We start from the raw sequence: 15,950 nt of genomic DNA, 5'->3' as shown, positions 1-15,950 counted from the left end.
GAATGGCTAAGGAAGAAGCTATAGCATTATTGAAAAAATATATTGAGGTCTTAAATAAAGAAGGTATTTCCGTTGTAAAAGCTTTTCTATACGGAAGTTATGCAGAAGATACTGCAAATATTGATAGTGACATAGATGTAATGCTTGTATCCAATTTGTACAATGAAAATGATGACAAGATCATAGGTAAAATCTGGAGTTTAACAAGAAAAGTTAATACGAAAATTGAACCGTTTTTAATTGGAGAAAAGTCATTTAATAAAGGTTATTTTTCCCCATTAATAAATGATGTCAAATCAAGAGGAACTCGTGTTTACCCAAATTGATCAAATGTTTTCATTTCACCAAAACCCGCTCAAAAAACCTTTCCCCATTATTTTCAATCAATACAAAATAAGTCCCGGCAGCAAGCTCTGAAAGATCCAATGTGGTATTGCCCGTAAATTGCTCTGCAAGCTGAAGATTTCCGATAATGTCATAAATTTCAATATTTGAAACGGTTTCAAATTTCGATTGGATTTTCAGAAAACCTGAACTGGGGTTCGGGAAAACTCGGATGCCGCTTTGAGCAGAATTAACAGAAGGAATAGAAGTGGTTTTGGGATTGCCAACACTGAAAAAGCGCCAGATTTCCGCACTGGCACTAAAATCCATCGATGTGGTAAATATCGGGTTGGAGGAACCCGGCCAACTGTGCTCGCCATTTTCTACTTTTATCAGTTCCACTGAACTGCCATTTTCTCCATTGGCATAGACAAATCTTTCGCTGGTAGTGCCGTCATTGGGATCAAGGTCGGGAATATTTGATTTTTCAGGTGTTTTGTCACAATTGTTGTGTCTTATCCAATAAGCGATTACAGAGTCAATAGGCAAAATACCCGGACGGCCCAGATATTGAACTACGCTATCTGCTGTTCCATGAATTTGCATCACCGGAATGGGAGCAGATGGATTGCAGGAATTTTCCATTGGGGTAGTCATAGAGCCGGTTACGGAAGCTACTGCTGAAAACTTTTCGCTTTCACAGGCCAGTTTCAGGCTCATAAATCCGCCATTGGACATGCCTGTAGAAAATATTTTATCGGGATCAATACTGTACTGCTCCATTAATGTATCGACCAAAGCCTCCAAAAACCCCAGGTCGTCAATTCCGGAAGTGCCTCCAAAGAGCCCGACTTCCCAAAACGGAGCACCTCCCTGATCTTTTGTTCCATTGGGATGGGCAATGATGAAATTGGCCGTATCGGCAATGGGGCGAAAATCACCAGAGCTCATTTGTAGCCCGGCATTACGAGTATAACCGTGTAAGTTTAAAACAAGCGGCACTGCCTCGCTGCTGTTATAAATTTGAGGCACATAAAGAATGTAATTTCTGTCCAGGTTATCGTGGCGAATGGTATCGTAAATGGTGTTTTGAGCAAAACCCGTAGAAACAACAAACATGAAAACCGGTAAAATCAATTTGGATAAATGCATGACTAATCTATTTTTTGGATGAATTTAAACAATTTTGCATTGTGAAAAACACATTATTAAATAAGTTCCTCCAAAAAACCATTCCGCCCAGGGTAGATTTAAAATTCAAGCGTTTAAAGCCTTTTATCAAAGGCTCAAAAGTTCTCGACATAGGCTGCGGCAATGGTGGTTTTTCCCTGAAACTGATGCAGGAAGGATTTGATGTAACCCCCCTGGACATACAGGACAAATCTGCTTTTGAGCAAATAAAACCCCTTGTTTTTGACGGTAAAAAATTGCCTTTTGCGGACAATACTTTCGATACGGCTTTATTAATCACGGTTTTGCACCACACCACTGCACAAAAAGAACTCATAAGTGAGGCATTGCGGGCAGCCCGGCAGGTTTTGATCATGGAAGATGTGTATGGCAATGCCCTTCAAAAACAAGTAACTTTTTGGATGGACAGCCTGGTGAATTGGGAATGGCAGGGACATCCGCATAGCAATAGATCACACGAGCAGTGGATGGCTTATTTCCAGGAATTTGATTGTAAGGTGGAGTTTGTACAGAGCAAAAGCACAGCATTGTTTTTCAGGCAGAATGTGTATTTGTTGAGTTGACCACGACCACTTAATCCTTCAAGGTTTTGAAAACCTTGAAGGATTAGCTCATTTGCATAGCGAATGCGTGCAAGCTTCTCGAAAAGAATTTTACGTGCCAATTTTGAAAGTTTTGCAGACATAGATTTGAGCTAATCGTTTCAGGTTCAGGTTTTCCCTGCCCTCGCTCCGCTTCTAGCGAGCGAGGATTTGAATTGCCCCCCACAGCTCGTGCAAGATTTGACGCGTATGGCACAGCGCATCAGCCATCTTGTGCGTTTTCAAACATCTAAGTCAACAAAAGTATCGCTGCCCACTTTCGTAGATGGAGATTCTCCCGACTCAAATAAATCGGGACAGAAAGAAAAAATTTGTGGAATGACGGGAGTGTTTTTTTACTGTTTTCCCTTGGAATAACCACTGTCATAAAATATATTGATATATTTACTTGATATAGATTAAACCCAATTGGACTTGAGTAAAGCAGAAGTCATATCACAAAAACAAATTGAAAACAGGATTTTTGTTTTCAGGAATCTTCAGGTTATGATCGACCGAGATCTTGCTGAATTATATCAGGTTGAAACAAAAGTACTGAATCAAGCCGTCAAACGGAATGCTGATCGTTTCCCTGAATCATTTAGGTTTAAGTTGAATAAAAATGAAAAAGAAGAACTGGTCACAATTTGTGACCGGTTTGAAACACTAAAACATTCTACTACAAATCCGTACGTATTTACCGAACAGGGCGTAGCGATGCTATCTGCTATTTTGCGCAGCAAAACAGCCATTCAAGTTAGTATTAAAGTGATAAATGCATTTGTAGAAATGCGAAGAGTGATTGCATCTAATATTGGCCTTTGGAATCGTTTAGATAATCTTGAGCAAAAACAGCTTAAATCCCAACTCCAAACCGATCAAAAATTTGAGCAAGTGTTCAAAGCCCTGGAAAAGAAAGATGATATCCCCACTCAAGGCGTATTTTTTGACGGACAAGTATTTGATGCCTATGAATTGGCCTCTAAAATTATTCGTTCGGCCAAAGAAAACATTGTGCTAATTGATAATTACATAAACGAAAGCACCATTACCCATTTAGCGAAAAAGAAAAAGGGTGTTAAAGTTTTGTTACTCTGCAAAACCCCTTCGACAGGCTCAGGGCAGGCAAGTAAACAATTGACACTAGATATTAAAAAAGCCAACGAACAATACAGCCATTTTGAAGCGAAGACTTTCAATAAAAGCCACGATCGTTTTTTGATTATTGATGGAAAAGAAGTATATCACCTCGGTGCATCGCTCAAGGATTTGGGCAAGAAGTGGTTTGCCTTTTCTAAAATGGAGAAAGCATCTGTGCAAAGTATTATAAACTCAATTTCGGAACTGATATGAAAAACATAGATAAAAAAAGCCTCGAAAAAGCCTACCGATTGTTTGAAACAGGCGATATTGATAAAATAGAAGTGGGTACCACTAAAGGCTTGCAACAAATACACCGGTACCTCTTTGACGACTTATATGATTTTGCCGGAAAAATACGCACCCAAAACATCTCAAAAGGTGGTTTCCGTTTTGCTACGGCTTTATATCTGAAGGAAGCTTTGATAAAAGTGGAGCAAATGCCCGAAAACACCTTTGAAGATATTATTGCCAAATATGTAGAAATGAATATTGCCCACCCATTTTTGGAAGGCAACGGCAGAACAATGCGTATATGGTTAGATATGATTTTGAAAAAAAGATTGAAAAAAGTGGTGAACTGGCAGTATGTGGACAAAACACTCTACTTGCAGGCTATGGAGCGCAGCCCTATAAATGATTTGGAATTGCGCACATTACTCGCTGCCCACTTAACGGACAAAACAGACGACCATAACGTTATATTCAAGGGCATAGAACAATCCTATTATTACGAAGGCTACGAAAAAGATGATGATGGTGAAAGTTAAACCCGGATTGTGCATTGGGACTTTGTTATGAAGTTCCACTTGCGCGCAAGCGCATGATTTTTGCTGTGGTATTGTATGCATTAGTGGACGACTTTAAGTTGTCCGACCACTTTTAAACAGTTTTTACTTAGAAGGTTTTCACTGCTCTCGCTCCGCTTTCCCGACCTTTGATACGGGAAGCGAGAATTTGAATTGCGTACCGCAAAATATTTCAATATACAGCCGGAGGCTGGCCAATTATCCTAAGCTATTTTGACACGGTGCTAAAGCAAATTGTTTCAATTTTCAGGCAACCTTGAATTCATTTTGGTTTAGTTCAACACTGAATTTCACATTTGCTTTTAATGCACCGAACACTTTTAAAATGGTTTCAATAGTTACGTTTTTAGTGTTCCGCTCCAACTTCGATATTTGGGATTTCTGAACACCAATTAATCTGCCCAATTGTTCTTGTGTTAAATGGCGCTCCTTTCTTACCGATTTAACCATACGCCCAAGCACCTCCATCTTTAGGTCAAATTCGTATTTCTCTCGTTCAGGTGTTCCTACTTTTCCTATGTCTCTATCTTTGAGTTCATCAATGGTCATCATTATCATCTTTTTCTATTGGATTTCATTTTTGCAAATTTTATAGGTCAAAATAATCAGCTCTAATTTGAATGGCTTTTTCAATCTCAGCTTTGTCATGATTAATACATATAAAACTATCAAAAAGTTGAATTAAAAGGAAACTTTCACAATTAAAAATCAAGCTCTACTTGAACGGATTTTCAGCAAGGCAAAGCACATGATTTTGCTGTGGTTAGTGCCACTACCCAGTTGAAATTCCATACTACTGTAGGCAAAATGCGTTTAGCCGATGCCCTCGCTCCGCTTCTAGCGAGCGAGAATTTGAATTGCGTCCCGCAAAATATTTCAACCTACAGCCGGAGGCTGACTAACTTAACACTCGCAGAGCCTTTCCCGTATTTCTAATCGGGAACGCAAGCGGTGGCTATGGACGGCTTGATTTAGAATATTTCAATATTCCATTATCTTTATCGTGTAATACTTTGAATTAACTTCCGTAAAGTTATTATAAATAAAATAGCAAATCTATGTTTGAAAATCCAACGGTAATAGCTGCAATTGTAGCAGGGATTGTTTCCTTAATAATCTCGGGTTTTTCTGGAATATATTCACTGGCAAAAAGCCGAAAAAAATTTGAAGAGCTTAGAAAAGAACTACTGGTCAAGGCAAGTGTTTCAAACTTTCTTGAAAAGAAAGAATCATTTTTGGATGAGTATAGAAAATTTGAACATAAATTATATATAATAAAATATGATAATCCGAACGATGGAACTAAAGCCGTTCAATTCATAATTGACTTTTACGCAGCGAACGCAAGAGATTTTTATTTAAGAAATAAAAGTATTTTAGAGACTCGTTATTTAAATGAGCAACTTGAAAGAATTACCACTACAATCAACTCGGGTAATTTAAATAATCCTGAAAACCAATCAGTAAAGAGGGAATTTGGACAAAATATTTTAAGCTTCTTGAGCGAATTAAATAATCAAATATTGAGAATAAACTAAGCACAACAGTAGTTAAGAAAACAAGAAACGGTCGATGGTTTCCGCAAGATTCGTTCTTCGTGGCTACCTTTGTCACAGGTAGACAAGAAAGAGCTTCGAAAAGCCCCACGTTTCTTAGCTGCGACATGTTGTGTGATATTTAAGACAAACGATACACCGAATGAAAGAAATTATTGAAAGCCTAAATCTACCAGCACAAATATTGGGCAAATTGGAAAAGTTTATGTCCAAATTATTGGGACCTTCGATAACTGAATTTGGTGAACTATTTGCTGATAATGTAAGATATAGAAGATTAAAAAATCAAGTAAAAATCTTTAACAAATCAAGAGAGTTACTTGATAAAAATGGTCTTGAGCCGAGAGAATTAAATCTTAAAACTTTAGTGCCTTTAATAGAAAAATCATCAGTCGAAGAAGATGAGAATTTGCAAGATAAATGGGCAAATCTTATAGCAAATATTGCAACAACACCTGAGAGTGGAATAGAACCAAGATTGATAAACACACTTTCTTCTTTATCATCATTGGAAGCCAAAATTTTAGATTTTATCCATGAAGATTTTTATATAAATCGGCAATTGAAATTAGCTAGATTATTAGATAGCAAAAATTTTAAATTTACTGAAGGCGATATAAATGTATCGGATATTCTGATAAGTTTTGATGCTGTAAAAGCAGAGTTTGAGTTAAGTGAAGAATTTACTAAAATATACGTTGACAATTTGGAGTCCCTTGGACTTCTTCGATATGAAGAACCTCAAATTGATATTGAAGACGGCTCAACTTCAGCTGATTTTGATAATGACAAAGTTGACCCAACTGTTGACTTGAATTTAGATTTATCCGCCAACTATATGAGTTCTGATGATTTTCATCTAACAGTATTTGGAAATTATTTTATTAAACAATGCAAACCTGAATAAAACCTGAGCCTTGCCCACATTTCCAGCAAAACAAAACAAAACAAAAGCTTCAACCATTAACAAACTAACCAATCCCCCCTCCAAACAATTATTCCCACCCACAGGCACTGCCTAAATTCTGAATTCCATACATTTGCTGCATCAATACTAATCAAGCTCGATGATAGTAATTCTGCTCGTCATTTTACTTACTGCACTTTGCATTCCGCTATTGCACCGCATATTGGGCAACAAGACGGCTTATCTGCTTGCGCTCTTGCCACTGTCGGCTTTTGGCTGGTTTATGGCACAGTATTTTGGCGGGGTGTTGGACGAGCCACTGCGCAGCTCCCTGGAATGGAACAGCTACTTTAACCTGCGCCTGGATTTTTACTTAGATGGGCTTAGCCTTTTGTTTGCCCTGCTCATTACCGGCATTGGCACATTGATCTATTTCTATGCGGCTTATTATATGAAAGTTACGGAGCATTACAGTCGCTTTTTCATATTCCTTACGGTTTTTATGGCCTCTATGCTGGGCTTGGTCTTGGCCGATAATCTGCTGAGCATAATTGTTTTTTGGGAAATGACCAGCATCACATCCTTTATGCTGATTGGCTACAACCACGAAAAGGAAAGTGCCCGTTATGCAGCATTGCAGGGTTTGCTGGTAACTGCGGCAGGAGGTCTGGCACTGTTGGCTGGCTTGGTTTTGCTGGGCGTGGTTACTGGCGAATACAATATTTCGGAATTGGCGCAGTATCAGGATTCAATTGTCAAGCACAAATTGTATTTGCCCATACTGCTTTGCGTATTGACAGGGGCATTTACCAAATCGGCACAGGTGCCCTTTCATTTTTGGCTGCCTAATGCTATGGCCGCGCCCACGCCCGTTAGTGCTTATTTGCATTCTGCTACTATGGTAAAGGCAGGCGTGTATTTTGTAGCGCGCTTTTTCCCCGTTTTGGGCGACACTTTTGAATGGTCGCTGATTTTGACCACTTTCGGAACATTGACCATGCTCACAGGTGCCATCATGGCTTTCCGCTCCGATGATCTGAAGAAAATCCTGGCTTATTCCACCATCAGTGCATTGGGCATAATGGTGCTTTCTTTTGGCATTGGCACAAAGGCCGCCATTTATGCCGGAATGGCTTATATTTTGGCACATGCCCTATACAAATCCGCCTTGTTTATGCTGGCCGGAATTGTTGACAAACAAAGTGGCACAAGGCTTATTAGCGAATTACCTGTTGATTTATACAAAAAACTGCCTATTGTATTTGCACTCATTTTATTGGCAGCATTGTCCTTGGGCGGAATTTTGCCCTTTTTTGGATTTATAGCCAAGGAAATGTTATTGGAAATGACGCTGTCGGCTCCGGCTCAGTCATTGCTAATTACCATTGCATTATTGCTCACCGGGGCACTGTTTGTAGCGCTATTGTTGATGCTTACGCACAAAACTTTTTTCAAAAAGCAGGGTGCTTCCAGTGAAAATATTAGCAAGGCTTCCTTTTTGCTTTATGCTGCGCCAATGCTGGTTGCGGCCTTGGGCTTGTTTTTCGGATTGTTTCCCAATCTTTTGTCCCATTTGATTTCGGGAGCAGCGCAGAGCCTGGATGGAAATTTGCCAGAAAAACACCTGGCATTGTGGCATGGAATCAATACGGCTTTTCTCCTCAGCTTGCTCTCCATATTATTGGGAGGGGGGCTTTATTTTTTGCAATTAAAATTTAATACCAATAAAAAAATTGCATTCCTAAATGCCATTGCACCTTCTAGAATTTATGACCATGCCGTTTCGGGAATGCTCAGTTTTGCAGATTGGCAGACCAAGACGATTCAAAATGGCCGTTTGCGCTATTATGTAGTGTTCACACTGCTTTCTGTCCTGCTTTTGACAGGTTTTACCTTTTTCTACAAAGCGGGAATTAGGATCAATTATGCTGCAATAGACATTTATGTCTTTGAGGTGGTGCTAGGCGTAATCATTCTGTTGGCACTATTTCTTACCGTTAAGGTCAAATCCAAAATTGGGTCTTTGCTTTCTTTGGGCATTGTTGGCATTGTAATTTCCATTGTGTTTTTAGAGGCAGGCGCGCCTGATTTGGCCATCACCTTTTTCTTGATAGATGCGCTCACCATCACTTTGTTTGTCTTGATTTTGCACACCTTGCCAGTAAATGTCATTCAAAAATCGAGTTTTATAAAAATCAGGGACATGTTCATTTCATTGGGAGTGGGTGCATTGGTTACCTTTATTTTGCTGGCCATCACTTATAATCCATTGGATTCTAAATTGAAGGATTTTTATGCCGAAAACAGTTATACATTGGCAAAAGGAAAAAATATTGTAAATGTGATTCTGGTAGATTTCAGGTCCATAGATACTTTTGGTGAAATAACGGTATTGGCCATTGCGGCATTGGGTGTATTTGCCATTGTGAATTTTTCCAAAAAACCAAAAAAACAAAGCGCGTGAACTCATTTATTCTTACGGCAACTGCAAGATGGATTGTTCCGGTAATGTGCCTGTTCTCGATTTATTTGTTGTTTCGGGGACACAATTTACCGGGCGGTGGATTCGTGGGCGGATTGACTGCCGGAGCGGCCATTGTGCTGTATGCCTTTGCCCGGGGAGTCGATTATGTCAATAATAGATTGCACCTGAATCCCTTTGCTATCACTGCATCGGGATTGTTGATTGCTTTTGCCAGTGGAATGATTGCAGTTTTTAAAGGTGAAATATTTTTGAAAGGTATTTGGCTGGATTGGGAAATTCCCTTCATCCCCAAGCTCGGTACGCCTTTTCTATTTGATATTGGGGTTTATGTAGTGGTATTGGGCATCGTGCTCTTGATTATTTTTCCAAATATTGAAAACGATTGAAAGATGGAATTTCTATTGTCCATATTGGTGGGATTGTTATTTGCAGCGGCTGTGTATATGCTCTTGCATCGAGATTTTGTGAAATTGATTATTGGCATTGTGCTCATGGGCAATGCTACGGCCATGTTCATTTTTGTGGCAGGGCGCGTGGTAAGGGACAAAGCGGCTTTTATCAATGAAAACGGTTTATTGCCCAATACCGAATTTGCAGATCCCGTTCCTCAGGCATTGATTTTAACGGCCTTGGTGATTGGTTTCGGCATTCAGGCATTTGCGCTCGTGCTTTTCAAAAAAGTATATGACATGCCGGATATTGACCAAATAGATGACTTGAAAAGATAATCGATGCACATTCAAGCTGCCCTTTTATTGCCCATACTCCTTCCGTTTTTAACGGCAGTGCTCTGTTTGTTTTTGCGCAAAAATACAAGGGCGCAGCATGTGGTTTCCCTTATTGGTAGCTTGTCATTAGTAGCTGCTGCTGTTTTTCTAATAGATCAAACGGAAACGCACGAAATAATCGTCTTGAATATTGCGGGCTGGGAATTGCCCTATGGCATCGCCCTGGTTTCTGATATGTTGGCCGCACTGATGGTGGGCATTTCTGCTTTTGTGGGTTTGATGGCAAATATTTATTCCTTTCAAAATATAGATGAAAGGCGCAAGGAATTTGGGTTTTTTACCTTTTTCCATTTTTTGCTAATGGGAGTGAACGGAGCATTTATTGCCGGGGATATTTTCAATTTGTATGTGTGGTTTGAGGTCATGTTGATCGCCTCCTTTGTATTGTTGGCGTTGGGAAATGGCAAGCAACAATTGATCGGGAGCGTAAAATATATGCTGCTCAGTTTCATTGCCTCTTCATTTTTGTTGATAGGCGTGGCCATGGTGTATGGGCTCACGGGCAGTTTGAATATGGCGGACGTGGCATTGTATTTTAGGGAAAACAGCAGCGATCCTCTGATTACCGTTGCGGCCATGCTGTTTTTGCTGCCATTTGCCATTAAGTCGGCCATGTTCCCCGTGTATTTCTGGTTGCCCGCTTCATACCCCACTCCGCCCATTGCTGTTTCTGCAATTTTTGCCGGATTGCTCACCAAAGTTGGTGTTTATACTTTACTGCGTTTTTTCACGCTTATTTTTGTGCAGGACATTGATTATACCCATACTATTTTGCTGGTAGCTGCATTGCTAACCATGCTGAGCGGTGTTTTGGGCGCGGTTTCTATGGGGAGTATGCGCAAGATTCTGTCTTTTCATATCATCAGCCAAATTGGCTACATGGTTTTGGGCATTGCGCTGTTTACGCCCTTTGCCATTGCGGGCACGGTGTTTTACATCATCCACCACATCATAGTGAAAACCAATTTATTTTTGATTGCGGGTGTGGTTGAAAAAATCAAGGGCAGTTCTGTTTTGGACGAAATTGGTGGGCTTTACAGACATTTTCCACTGCTCTCTTTATTGTTTTTGATTCCTGCATTTTCCCTTGCCGGCTTGCCGCCCTTGTCTGGATTTTGGGCTAAATTTATTTTAATAAAAGCGGGTTTTGAAACAGAGGCTTATTTTGCCGTTGCCATTGCTTTGATAACCGGGATTTTAACGCTTTATTCCATGACGAAAATCTGGAACAATGCCTTTTGGAAAAAAGATCCGGGTGAAACAGCGGTAGATCGGGTTGGGGGAGAAGCGGCTTTGTTCAAGACCTATTGGCCGATGTTGCTGCCCATTGTAATTATGGCTGCTGCAACTTTGTTTATTGGATTTCACTCTGCACCATTGATGAAATATGCCATGATTGCAGCAGAACAATTGATGAATCAAAGTTTATATATTGAAATGGTATTATCGAAATAAAAATGGAACACTGATGACGCTGATTGTTATGATAATCGCAGAAAAAATCACAATGCATTATAAGTATCTGCGTAATCCCTGCCTTTGCCGACAGGCAGGTGCGTTCCAAATAAAATGAGATGAAAATATTTTTTGCACATATAGCCATTACGATTCTACTCAGTTTGCTGCTTCACGAACAGATTGCAGGGCAGTATTCTGGTATTGTGGAGTTTTGCTTTTACCTGGGAATATTGTTTTTGCTTTGGCTGAGCAGTGTGCTATACAGCCGCAAATATTTCAGGCAGTTTTTCAATTCCATTTTGTTGTTTTTCTATTTTACAAAAGAATTGATCTTGTCCAATTTGGAAATTATCTATTATGTCATTACACCCGGATTACAGTTTGAATCGGCTGTTTTGGCACTGCCGCTGGATTTGAAAAGCGATTTGGAAATTGCGCTGCTGGCGAATTTGATAACATTAACTCCGGGCACGCTTACGCTGGACATCAGTCCCGATAAAAAGTTTTTGTATTTCCACACCATCAATGTACCAAAAGGGGATATTGAAGCTGCTAAGTGGGAAATCAAGAATGGATTTGAAAAACGAATATTGGCAATTACGAGATGACTTATTTTCAAATACTTTTACTGGTAGCCCTTTTGGCTTTGATCGTAGCGTTTTTCATTACGATGGTGCGCTTCATCATTGGTCCTTCTTTTATTGACAGGGTGGTTACTTTTGATTTGATGACGGCCAATTTGATCGGGGTCATTGGCATCTACGCCATGATTACGGACAGTCCCATGTTTTTGGATATAGCGGTGGTACTGGCATTGATCGGTTTTTTTGCCATAGTTGCTTTTTCATATTATATCAGATACAGGAGGAAAGATGATTAGCGAAATAATTTGTTTGGTATTGGTTTACCTAGGTGTTTTTTTGATGTTTATGGCATCGCTGGGTCTGTTTCGTTTGCCGGATATTTACACGCGCATGTCGGCTGTTACCAAGGCCGTTACCTTTAAGATCGGATTGATTATGCTGGGTTGTTGTATTTATTTCAATACCCTTCCAGTGGTCATCAATGCCGTTTTGGTAGTTTTCTTTTTGTTGCTCACTACGCCCGTTTCTTCCCATTTGATTGGCAGGGAAGCATATCTTCTGAAAATGCCGCTTTGGAAAAAGACCATTAAGGATGAGTACAAGGAAGAGGTGGAGAAGGAGGAAAAGGCGGAGGAAGAAAAGCGGAGTAAGTCTAAGTAATGATTTTTTTGGTTTGTAGCCATTCACACTATGACTCCGAGCCATAGTATGAATTCATTTAACAGCTTGAGGCTGACCAAATTAATACTTGTGGGGTGCTAGCGGGGGCTAAGATAGTGTCTTATAAAACCAACCAGTTTCTTCCCTTCGCTTTGCTACGGTATAAATGATAGTTTCAATTAAATTATTTTTGATTTTGAAATAAATCAACATAATCTTTGAATAAATACACTTTCCCTCTTTGCGCTCCGGTAATTTCCTTTATTATTTTACTTTTCTCAAGTTCGGCAATCACTTTATAGGCACTAACATTTGTTTTGTCTATTATTTCTGTCGCTTTGGCTACATCAATAATTGGGTGTGAGTAGAGGTATTGAATTATTTTAAATCCGTCAGATGCCCTGCTTCCAAATGATTTCAATTGGTTTTCAATATTTTTCTGCAATTGCAGAATACCATTAAATGTATCGATGCCCTGCTTGGCAGTTTCAATAATACCGGTTAAAAAGAATTTTAGCCATTGGTTTATGTCATTACTTTTACGAACGTGCATTAGATTGTCATAATACAATTGACGGTGTCGCTCAAAAAAATCGGAAAGATATAATATAGGTTGTTTTAGTATTCCTTTGCTGACAAGGTAAAGCGTGTTAATCAATCGGCCAATACGCCCATTTCCATCCAAAAAAGGGTGAATGGTTTCAAACTGATAATGCATAATAGCAATCTTAATCAAATCAGGCAATTGTGTGTTTAAATTGTGAGCAAACTTCTCCAGATCGCTCATCAGGTCGTGAATTTGTGAATGGGGGGGAGGTATAAATATGGCATCGTTCAAGGTAGCTCCTCCAATCCAGTTTTGACTGCTCCTGAACTCACCTGGCATTTTATGGACTCCACGCACACCCTGCATCAATACTTTGTGTGTTTGACGGATTAAGCGACTTGAAAAGGGCAGTCGATGCAGTAACAATATGGCTTCGTTCATTGCAGCTATGTAATTTTGCACCTCCTGCCAGTCATCCCTGTATTCCTGTTGGATGTTTTTTTCTTTCATAAAAGCCTCTTCCATTTTCGTCTGTGTACCTTCAATGCGAGAGGATTGTGTCGCTTCTTTGGCTATGTGCATACTTATGTACAGATCAATATTTACATACTCGGAATACATGTCCAACCTCCCCAATTGTCGATCAGCTTGGCTCAATAGCTGAATTACTTCCATATCGCTAAGTTCCCACTTTCGATTGATTTTCTCTGGAATAAAAGCTTTGTAATATCCCTGATTGATGTAAGTACCAGATATAAAGTTTTTCATGATTTGCTTAACTAATTTTTGTCTAAGTTAAGAAAAATTCAAAAAACTTAACTAAGGATATTCGCTAATTAAGATTTTGGCCAAAATCTTAATTAATGGATTGCGCTATTAAAGTTTTAATAAAGTTGATGCATGCCCTGCTTCAAAATTTTTACCAACAAAGGCACAAGCGGGTTTTGCTCATTGCCTGCTCCTCATTGCGCCAGCATTGGGGATAGTGGCAATTTCCTTAAACCAACCAGATTCTTCATTCCACTTTGTTACGGTCTGATGACAGTTTCAATTTAACTTTTCATAAAAAAAAGTAACCCCCTACTATTCTTACAGATTCACAACATTCCATTATCTTTGAAAAACACCAAATTCACCACAAAATGTACCTTTTTTTCGATACCGAAACCACTGGGTTGCCCAGAAGCTGGAAAGCACCTGTTAGCGATTTGAACAACTGGCCACGGCTCGTGCAATTGGCTTTTCTGTTGTATGACGATGCGGGCAATAAAATCGAGGGCGGTGACTATATCATCAGACCCGATGGGTTTACAATACCCAATGATGCGGCACGGGTACATGGAATTACAACCGAAAGAGCGTTGGATGAAGGCGTTGAAATTCAAGGTGTTTTGGAAGAATTTCATGACTTTATTGATGAGTCAAAATTTTTGGTGGCGCACAATATCAGCTTTGACGAGAAAATTATGGGCTCGGAATTTTTGAGGCACCAAATGGAGGACATCACTGCCAAAAAACCAAAAATCTGCACCATGCACAAAAGCACAGACTTTTGCCGCATTCCCGGTCGTTATGGGTTCAAATGGCCCAAACTTTCAGAATTGCACTACAAACTTTTTGGAAGTGATTTTGAGGAAGCCCACAATGCCGCTGCCGATATCAATGCCACTGCAAAATGTTTCTGGGAATTGAAAAGGCTTGGAAAAATATAATCATTTGTTAGATTTGTATTTCGCTAAAAATTAATTAGTATGAAAGACTCAGTAGCAAACCAAAAATCATGGACACAGTGGTTTGAAATTCCGGTCTTGGATTTTGAACGTGCCAAAAATTTCTATGAAACAGTTTTTGATACCGAAATTCACGCTATGGATCTGGGCGAACTCAAAATGGGTGTTTTTCCGCACAAGGATGTAGGCTGTGCGCTTTGCCAACATCCTGATTTTTACAAACCGGGGCAAAATGGGCCGTTGGTGTACATGAGTGCCGAACCCGATTTACAGGTCTTTCAGGATCGAGTTGAAGCTGCCGGGGGTTCGGTTCAGGTACCTAAAAAGCAAATTTCTCCAGAACACGGCTACATGTGTGTGTTCACCGATTCCGAAGGCAATAGGCTGGCTTTGCATTCGATGAGCTAAAACTCATTTCATATAATTTATTATACTAACCCCATGTTGTTCATGTATCATGGGTATTCTGTGTGTTTTTGAGTTTACATACTTTTAAAGAGGCAACGAGATGCCTGATTTTGAAGTGGTTCCTCGCTGTTGTGCCTACTGCAAGGAGAAGGAATTTTCTAATGTACACCCCTGTCTTAAAAAATAATAATCTACAATATTTTGTTTGATGGTGTGGAATTTTATATTTTAGGTATAAATCTAATTACTCCACACTTCAAACAACACTTATATGAAAGCCAGGTATTTTTCAATTTCAAATTATGTGGATTCAAGTGCGAAATTATCCGTAATTGATCTGTCAAGGTTCTTAAAGAAAGTTTTTTTACTGGTACTTATAATAAATTTGATAATATCAGGGCAAACAAAAGCAGCTACATTAGTAGTGAGCAATACCAATAGTACCGGAGCAGGTTCTTTTATAGGGCAGGTAGCTTGTGATAACACATGGCAAACGGGTTCATACTCCTCTTGTTCAGTAAAGTGTGGCGGAGGCGTTCAAGCCCGTCAGGTACAGTGTGTTGATTGCGATGGAAATGTGGTGTCTGATGCGGAGTGCAATGACCCTAAACCAGCCGAAACACAGGCTTGTAATACTGAACCTTGCTGTGAAAATTCTTGGCTGACAGGTGCCTTTTCTGAATGTTCCGAACAATGTGGCGGAGGCGTTCAAACCCGTCAGGTACAATGTGTTGATTGCGATGGAAATGTGGTGTCTGATGCGGAGTGCAATGACCCTAAAC

At 39.7% G+C, this 15,950-nt stretch carries 20 protein-coding genes; 17 read left to right on the top strand and 3 right to left on the bottom strand.

Annotated features, from left to right (window positions below; translation table 11 throughout):
* The first annotated feature begins 2 nt into the window (after positions 1-2).
* Positions 3-326: a nucleotidyltransferase domain-containing protein gene (locus WD048_01020; GenBank protein ID MEX0810764.1), complete on the top strand. Its 324-nt coding sequence runs from the start codon at positions 3-5 to the stop codon at positions 324-326.
* A gap of 10 nt (positions 327-336) precedes the next feature.
* Here WD048_01020 and WD048_01015 read toward each other — a convergent pair whose 3' ends face one another.
* Positions 337-1,476 carry a T9SS type A sorting domain-containing protein gene (locus tag WD048_01015; GenBank protein MEX0810763.1) on the bottom strand — a complete coding sequence of 380 codons (1,140 nt, stop codon included), beginning with the start codon at positions 1,474-1,476 and terminating at the stop codon, positions 337-339.
* 41 nt (positions 1,477-1,517) lie between these two features.
* Between WD048_01015 and WD048_01010 the strand changes: the two genes are divergently transcribed.
* From WD048_01010 to WD048_00995, 4 genes are all read left to right on the top strand, one after another.
* A complete protein-coding gene (locus WD048_01010) occupies positions 1,518-2,078 on the top strand; it encodes a class I SAM-dependent methyltransferase (GenBank protein ID MEX0810762.1) in 561 nt (186 codons plus the stop codon).
* Between the two features lie 228 nt (positions 2,079-2,306).
* Complete coding sequence (locus WD048_01005) at positions 2,307-2,474, top strand: hypothetical protein (protein ID MEX0810761.1); 168 nt, start codon at positions 2,307-2,309, stop codon at positions 2,472-2,474.
* 57 nt (positions 2,475-2,531) lie between these two features.
* Positions 2,532-3,449: an ORF6N domain-containing protein gene (locus tag WD048_01000; protein ID MEX0810760.1), complete on the top strand. Its 918-nt coding sequence runs from the start codon at positions 2,532-2,534 to the stop codon at positions 3,447-3,449.
* Positions 3,446-4,006, top strand: a complete 561-nt coding sequence (locus WD048_00995) for a Fic/DOC family protein (protein MEX0810759.1) — start codon at positions 3,446-3,448, stop codon at positions 4,004-4,006. Before WD048_01000 ends, WD048_00995 begins: the two co-directional genes overlap by 4 nt.
* Before the next feature lie 285 nt (positions 4,007-4,291).
* Here WD048_00995 and WD048_00990 read toward each other — a convergent pair whose 3' ends face one another.
* Positions 4,292-4,597 carry a helix-turn-helix transcriptional regulator gene (locus WD048_00990; protein MEX0810758.1) on the bottom strand — a complete coding sequence of 102 codons (306 nt, stop codon included), beginning with the start codon at positions 4,595-4,597 and terminating at the stop codon, positions 4,292-4,294.
* 506 nt (positions 4,598-5,103) lie between these two features.
* On the opposite strand from WD048_00990, the gene WD048_00985 reads away from it, so the two are divergent.
* The 9 genes from WD048_00985 to mnhG all read left to right on the top strand — a co-directional run bounded on the left by WD048_00985 (position 5,104) and on the right by mnhG (position 12,483).
* Positions 5,104-5,583, top strand: coding sequence for a hypothetical protein (locus tag WD048_00985; protein MEX0810757.1), 480 nt, complete (start codon positions 5,104-5,106; stop codon positions 5,581-5,583).
* A 160-nt stretch (positions 5,584-5,743) separates the two neighbouring features.
* Complete coding sequence (locus tag WD048_00980) at positions 5,744-6,508, top strand: Abi-alpha family protein (protein MEX0810756.1); 765 nt, start codon at positions 5,744-5,746, stop codon at positions 6,506-6,508.
* Between the two features lie 160 nt (positions 6,509-6,668).
* Positions 6,669-8,972, top strand: coding sequence for a hydrogen gas-evolving membrane-bound hydrogenase subunit E (gene mbhE / locus WD048_00975; GenBank protein ID MEX0810755.1), 2,304 nt, complete (start codon positions 6,669-6,671; stop codon positions 8,970-8,972).
* On the top strand, positions 8,969-9,379 hold the full coding sequence (locus WD048_00970; protein ID MEX0810754.1) for a Na+/H+ antiporter subunit B: 411 nt from the start codon (positions 8,969-8,971) through the stop codon (positions 9,377-9,379). The genes mbhE and WD048_00970 overlap by 4 nt, the downstream gene beginning before the upstream one ends.
* A gap of 3 nt (positions 9,380-9,382) precedes the next feature.
* Positions 9,383-9,721: an NADH-quinone oxidoreductase subunit K gene (locus WD048_00965; GenBank protein MEX0810753.1), complete on the top strand. Its 339-nt coding sequence runs from the start codon at positions 9,383-9,385 to the stop codon at positions 9,719-9,721.
* 3 nt (positions 9,722-9,724) lie between these two features.
* The gene (locus WD048_00960) at positions 9,725-11,236 is read left to right on the top strand and encodes a proton-conducting transporter membrane subunit (protein MEX0810752.1); all 1,512 of its coding nucleotides are present in this window, start codon (positions 9,725-9,727) and stop codon (positions 11,234-11,236) included.
* Between the two features lie 119 nt (positions 11,237-11,355).
* A complete protein-coding gene (locus WD048_00955) occupies positions 11,356-11,847 on the top strand; it encodes a Na+/H+ antiporter subunit E (protein MEX0810751.1) in 492 nt (163 codons plus the stop codon).
* Positions 11,844-12,119, top strand: a complete 276-nt coding sequence (locus tag WD048_00950) for a monovalent cation/H+ antiporter complex subunit F (GenBank protein MEX0810750.1) — start codon at positions 11,844-11,846, stop codon at positions 12,117-12,119. Before WD048_00955 ends, WD048_00950 begins: the two co-directional genes overlap by 4 nt.
* The gene (mnhG, locus tag WD048_00945) at positions 12,112-12,483 is read left to right on the top strand and encodes a monovalent cation/H(+) antiporter subunit G (GenBank protein MEX0810749.1); all 372 of its coding nucleotides are present in this window, start codon (positions 12,112-12,114) and stop codon (positions 12,481-12,483) included. Before WD048_00950 ends, mnhG begins: the two co-directional genes overlap by 8 nt.
* A gap of 184 nt (positions 12,484-12,667) precedes the next feature.
* Here the strand turns inward: mnhG and WD048_00940 are convergent, their stop codons facing one another.
* Positions 12,668-13,798: a Fic family protein gene (locus WD048_00940; GenBank protein MEX0810748.1), complete on the bottom strand. Its 1,131-nt coding sequence runs from the start codon at positions 13,796-13,798 to the stop codon at positions 12,668-12,670.
* Positions 13,799-14,172: 374 nt separating this feature from the next.
* On the opposite strand from WD048_00940, the gene WD048_00935 reads away from it, so the two are divergent.
* The 3 genes from WD048_00935 to WD048_00925 form a co-directional block, all read left to right on the top strand.
* Positions 14,173-14,742 (top strand): 3'-5' exonuclease, encoded by a 570-nt coding sequence (locus WD048_00935; GenBank protein ID MEX0810747.1) that lies wholly within the window; start codon positions 14,173-14,175, stop codon positions 14,740-14,742.
* Positions 14,743-14,781: 39 nt separating this feature from the next.
* A complete protein-coding gene (locus WD048_00930) occupies positions 14,782-15,168 on the top strand; it encodes a VOC family protein (protein MEX0810746.1) in 387 nt (128 codons plus the stop codon).
* 271 nt (positions 15,169-15,439) lie between these two features.
* A partial coding sequence (locus WD048_00925) for a thrombospondin type-1 domain-containing protein (protein ID MEX0810745.1) occupies positions 15,440-15,950 on the top strand: 511 nt, incomplete at its 3' end.

The sequence above is a fragment of the Chitinophagales bacterium genome (assembly GCA_040877935.1).
GTDB lineage: Bacteria > Bacteroidota > Bacteroidia > Chitinophagales > CAIOSU01 > JBBDNB01.
The sequence above is the reverse complement of the archived record's forward strand: the minus strand, read 5'-3'. Positions and strand labels throughout refer to the sequence as shown.

Excerpts from the sequence above, each read along its gene's own strand:
- WD048_01015 (MEX0810763.1), bottom strand. The coding sequence starts at position 1,476 with ATGCATTTATCCAAATTGATTTTACCGGTTTTCATGTTTGTTGTTTCT.
- WD048_00950 (MEX0810750.1), top strand. The coding sequence starts at position 11,844 with ATGACTTATTTTCAAATACTTTTACTGGTAGCCCTTTTGGCTTTGATC.
- WD048_00995 (MEX0810759.1), top strand. The coding sequence starts at position 3,446 with ATGAAAAACATAGATAAAAAAAGCCTCGAAAAAGCCTACCGATTGTTT.
- WD048_01020 (MEX0810764.1), top strand. The coding sequence starts at position 3 with ATGGCTAAGGAAGAAGCTATAGCATTATTGAAAAAATATATTGAGGTC.
- WD048_00980 (MEX0810756.1), top strand. The coding sequence starts at position 5,744 with ATGAAAGAAATTATTGAAAGCCTAAATCTACCAGCACAAATATTGGGC.
- WD048_00955 (MEX0810751.1), top strand. The coding sequence starts at position 11,356 with ATGAAAATATTTTTTGCACATATAGCCATTACGATTCTACTCAGTTTG.
- WD048_01005 (MEX0810761.1), top strand. The coding sequence starts at position 2,307 with ATGGCACAGCGCATCAGCCATCTTGTGCGTTTTCAAACATCTAAGTCA.
- WD048_00990 (MEX0810758.1), bottom strand. The coding sequence starts at position 4,597 with ATGATGACCATTGATGAACTCAAAGATAGAGACATAGGAAAAGTAGGA.
- WD048_00960 (MEX0810752.1), top strand. The coding sequence starts at position 9,725 with ATGCACATTCAAGCTGCCCTTTTATTGCCCATACTCCTTCCGTTTTTA.
- WD048_00930 (MEX0810746.1), top strand. The coding sequence starts at position 14,782 with ATGAAAGACTCAGTAGCAAACCAAAAATCATGGACACAGTGGTTTGAA.
- mnhG (MEX0810749.1), top strand. The coding sequence starts at position 12,112 with ATGATTAGCGAAATAATTTGTTTGGTATTGGTTTACCTAGGTGTTTTT.
- WD048_00965 (MEX0810753.1), top strand. The coding sequence starts at position 9,383 with ATGGAATTTCTATTGTCCATATTGGTGGGATTGTTATTTGCAGCGGCT.
- WD048_00940 (MEX0810748.1), bottom strand. The coding sequence starts at position 13,798 with ATGAAAAACTTTATATCTGGTACTTACATCAATCAGGGATATTACAAA.
- WD048_00935 (MEX0810747.1), top strand. The coding sequence starts at position 14,173 with ATGTACCTTTTTTTCGATACCGAAACCACTGGGTTGCCCAGAAGCTGG.
- WD048_00985 (MEX0810757.1), top strand. The coding sequence starts at position 5,104 with ATGTTTGAAAATCCAACGGTAATAGCTGCAATTGTAGCAGGGATTGTT.
- mbhE (MEX0810755.1), top strand. The coding sequence starts at position 6,669 with ATGATAGTAATTCTGCTCGTCATTTTACTTACTGCACTTTGCATTCCG.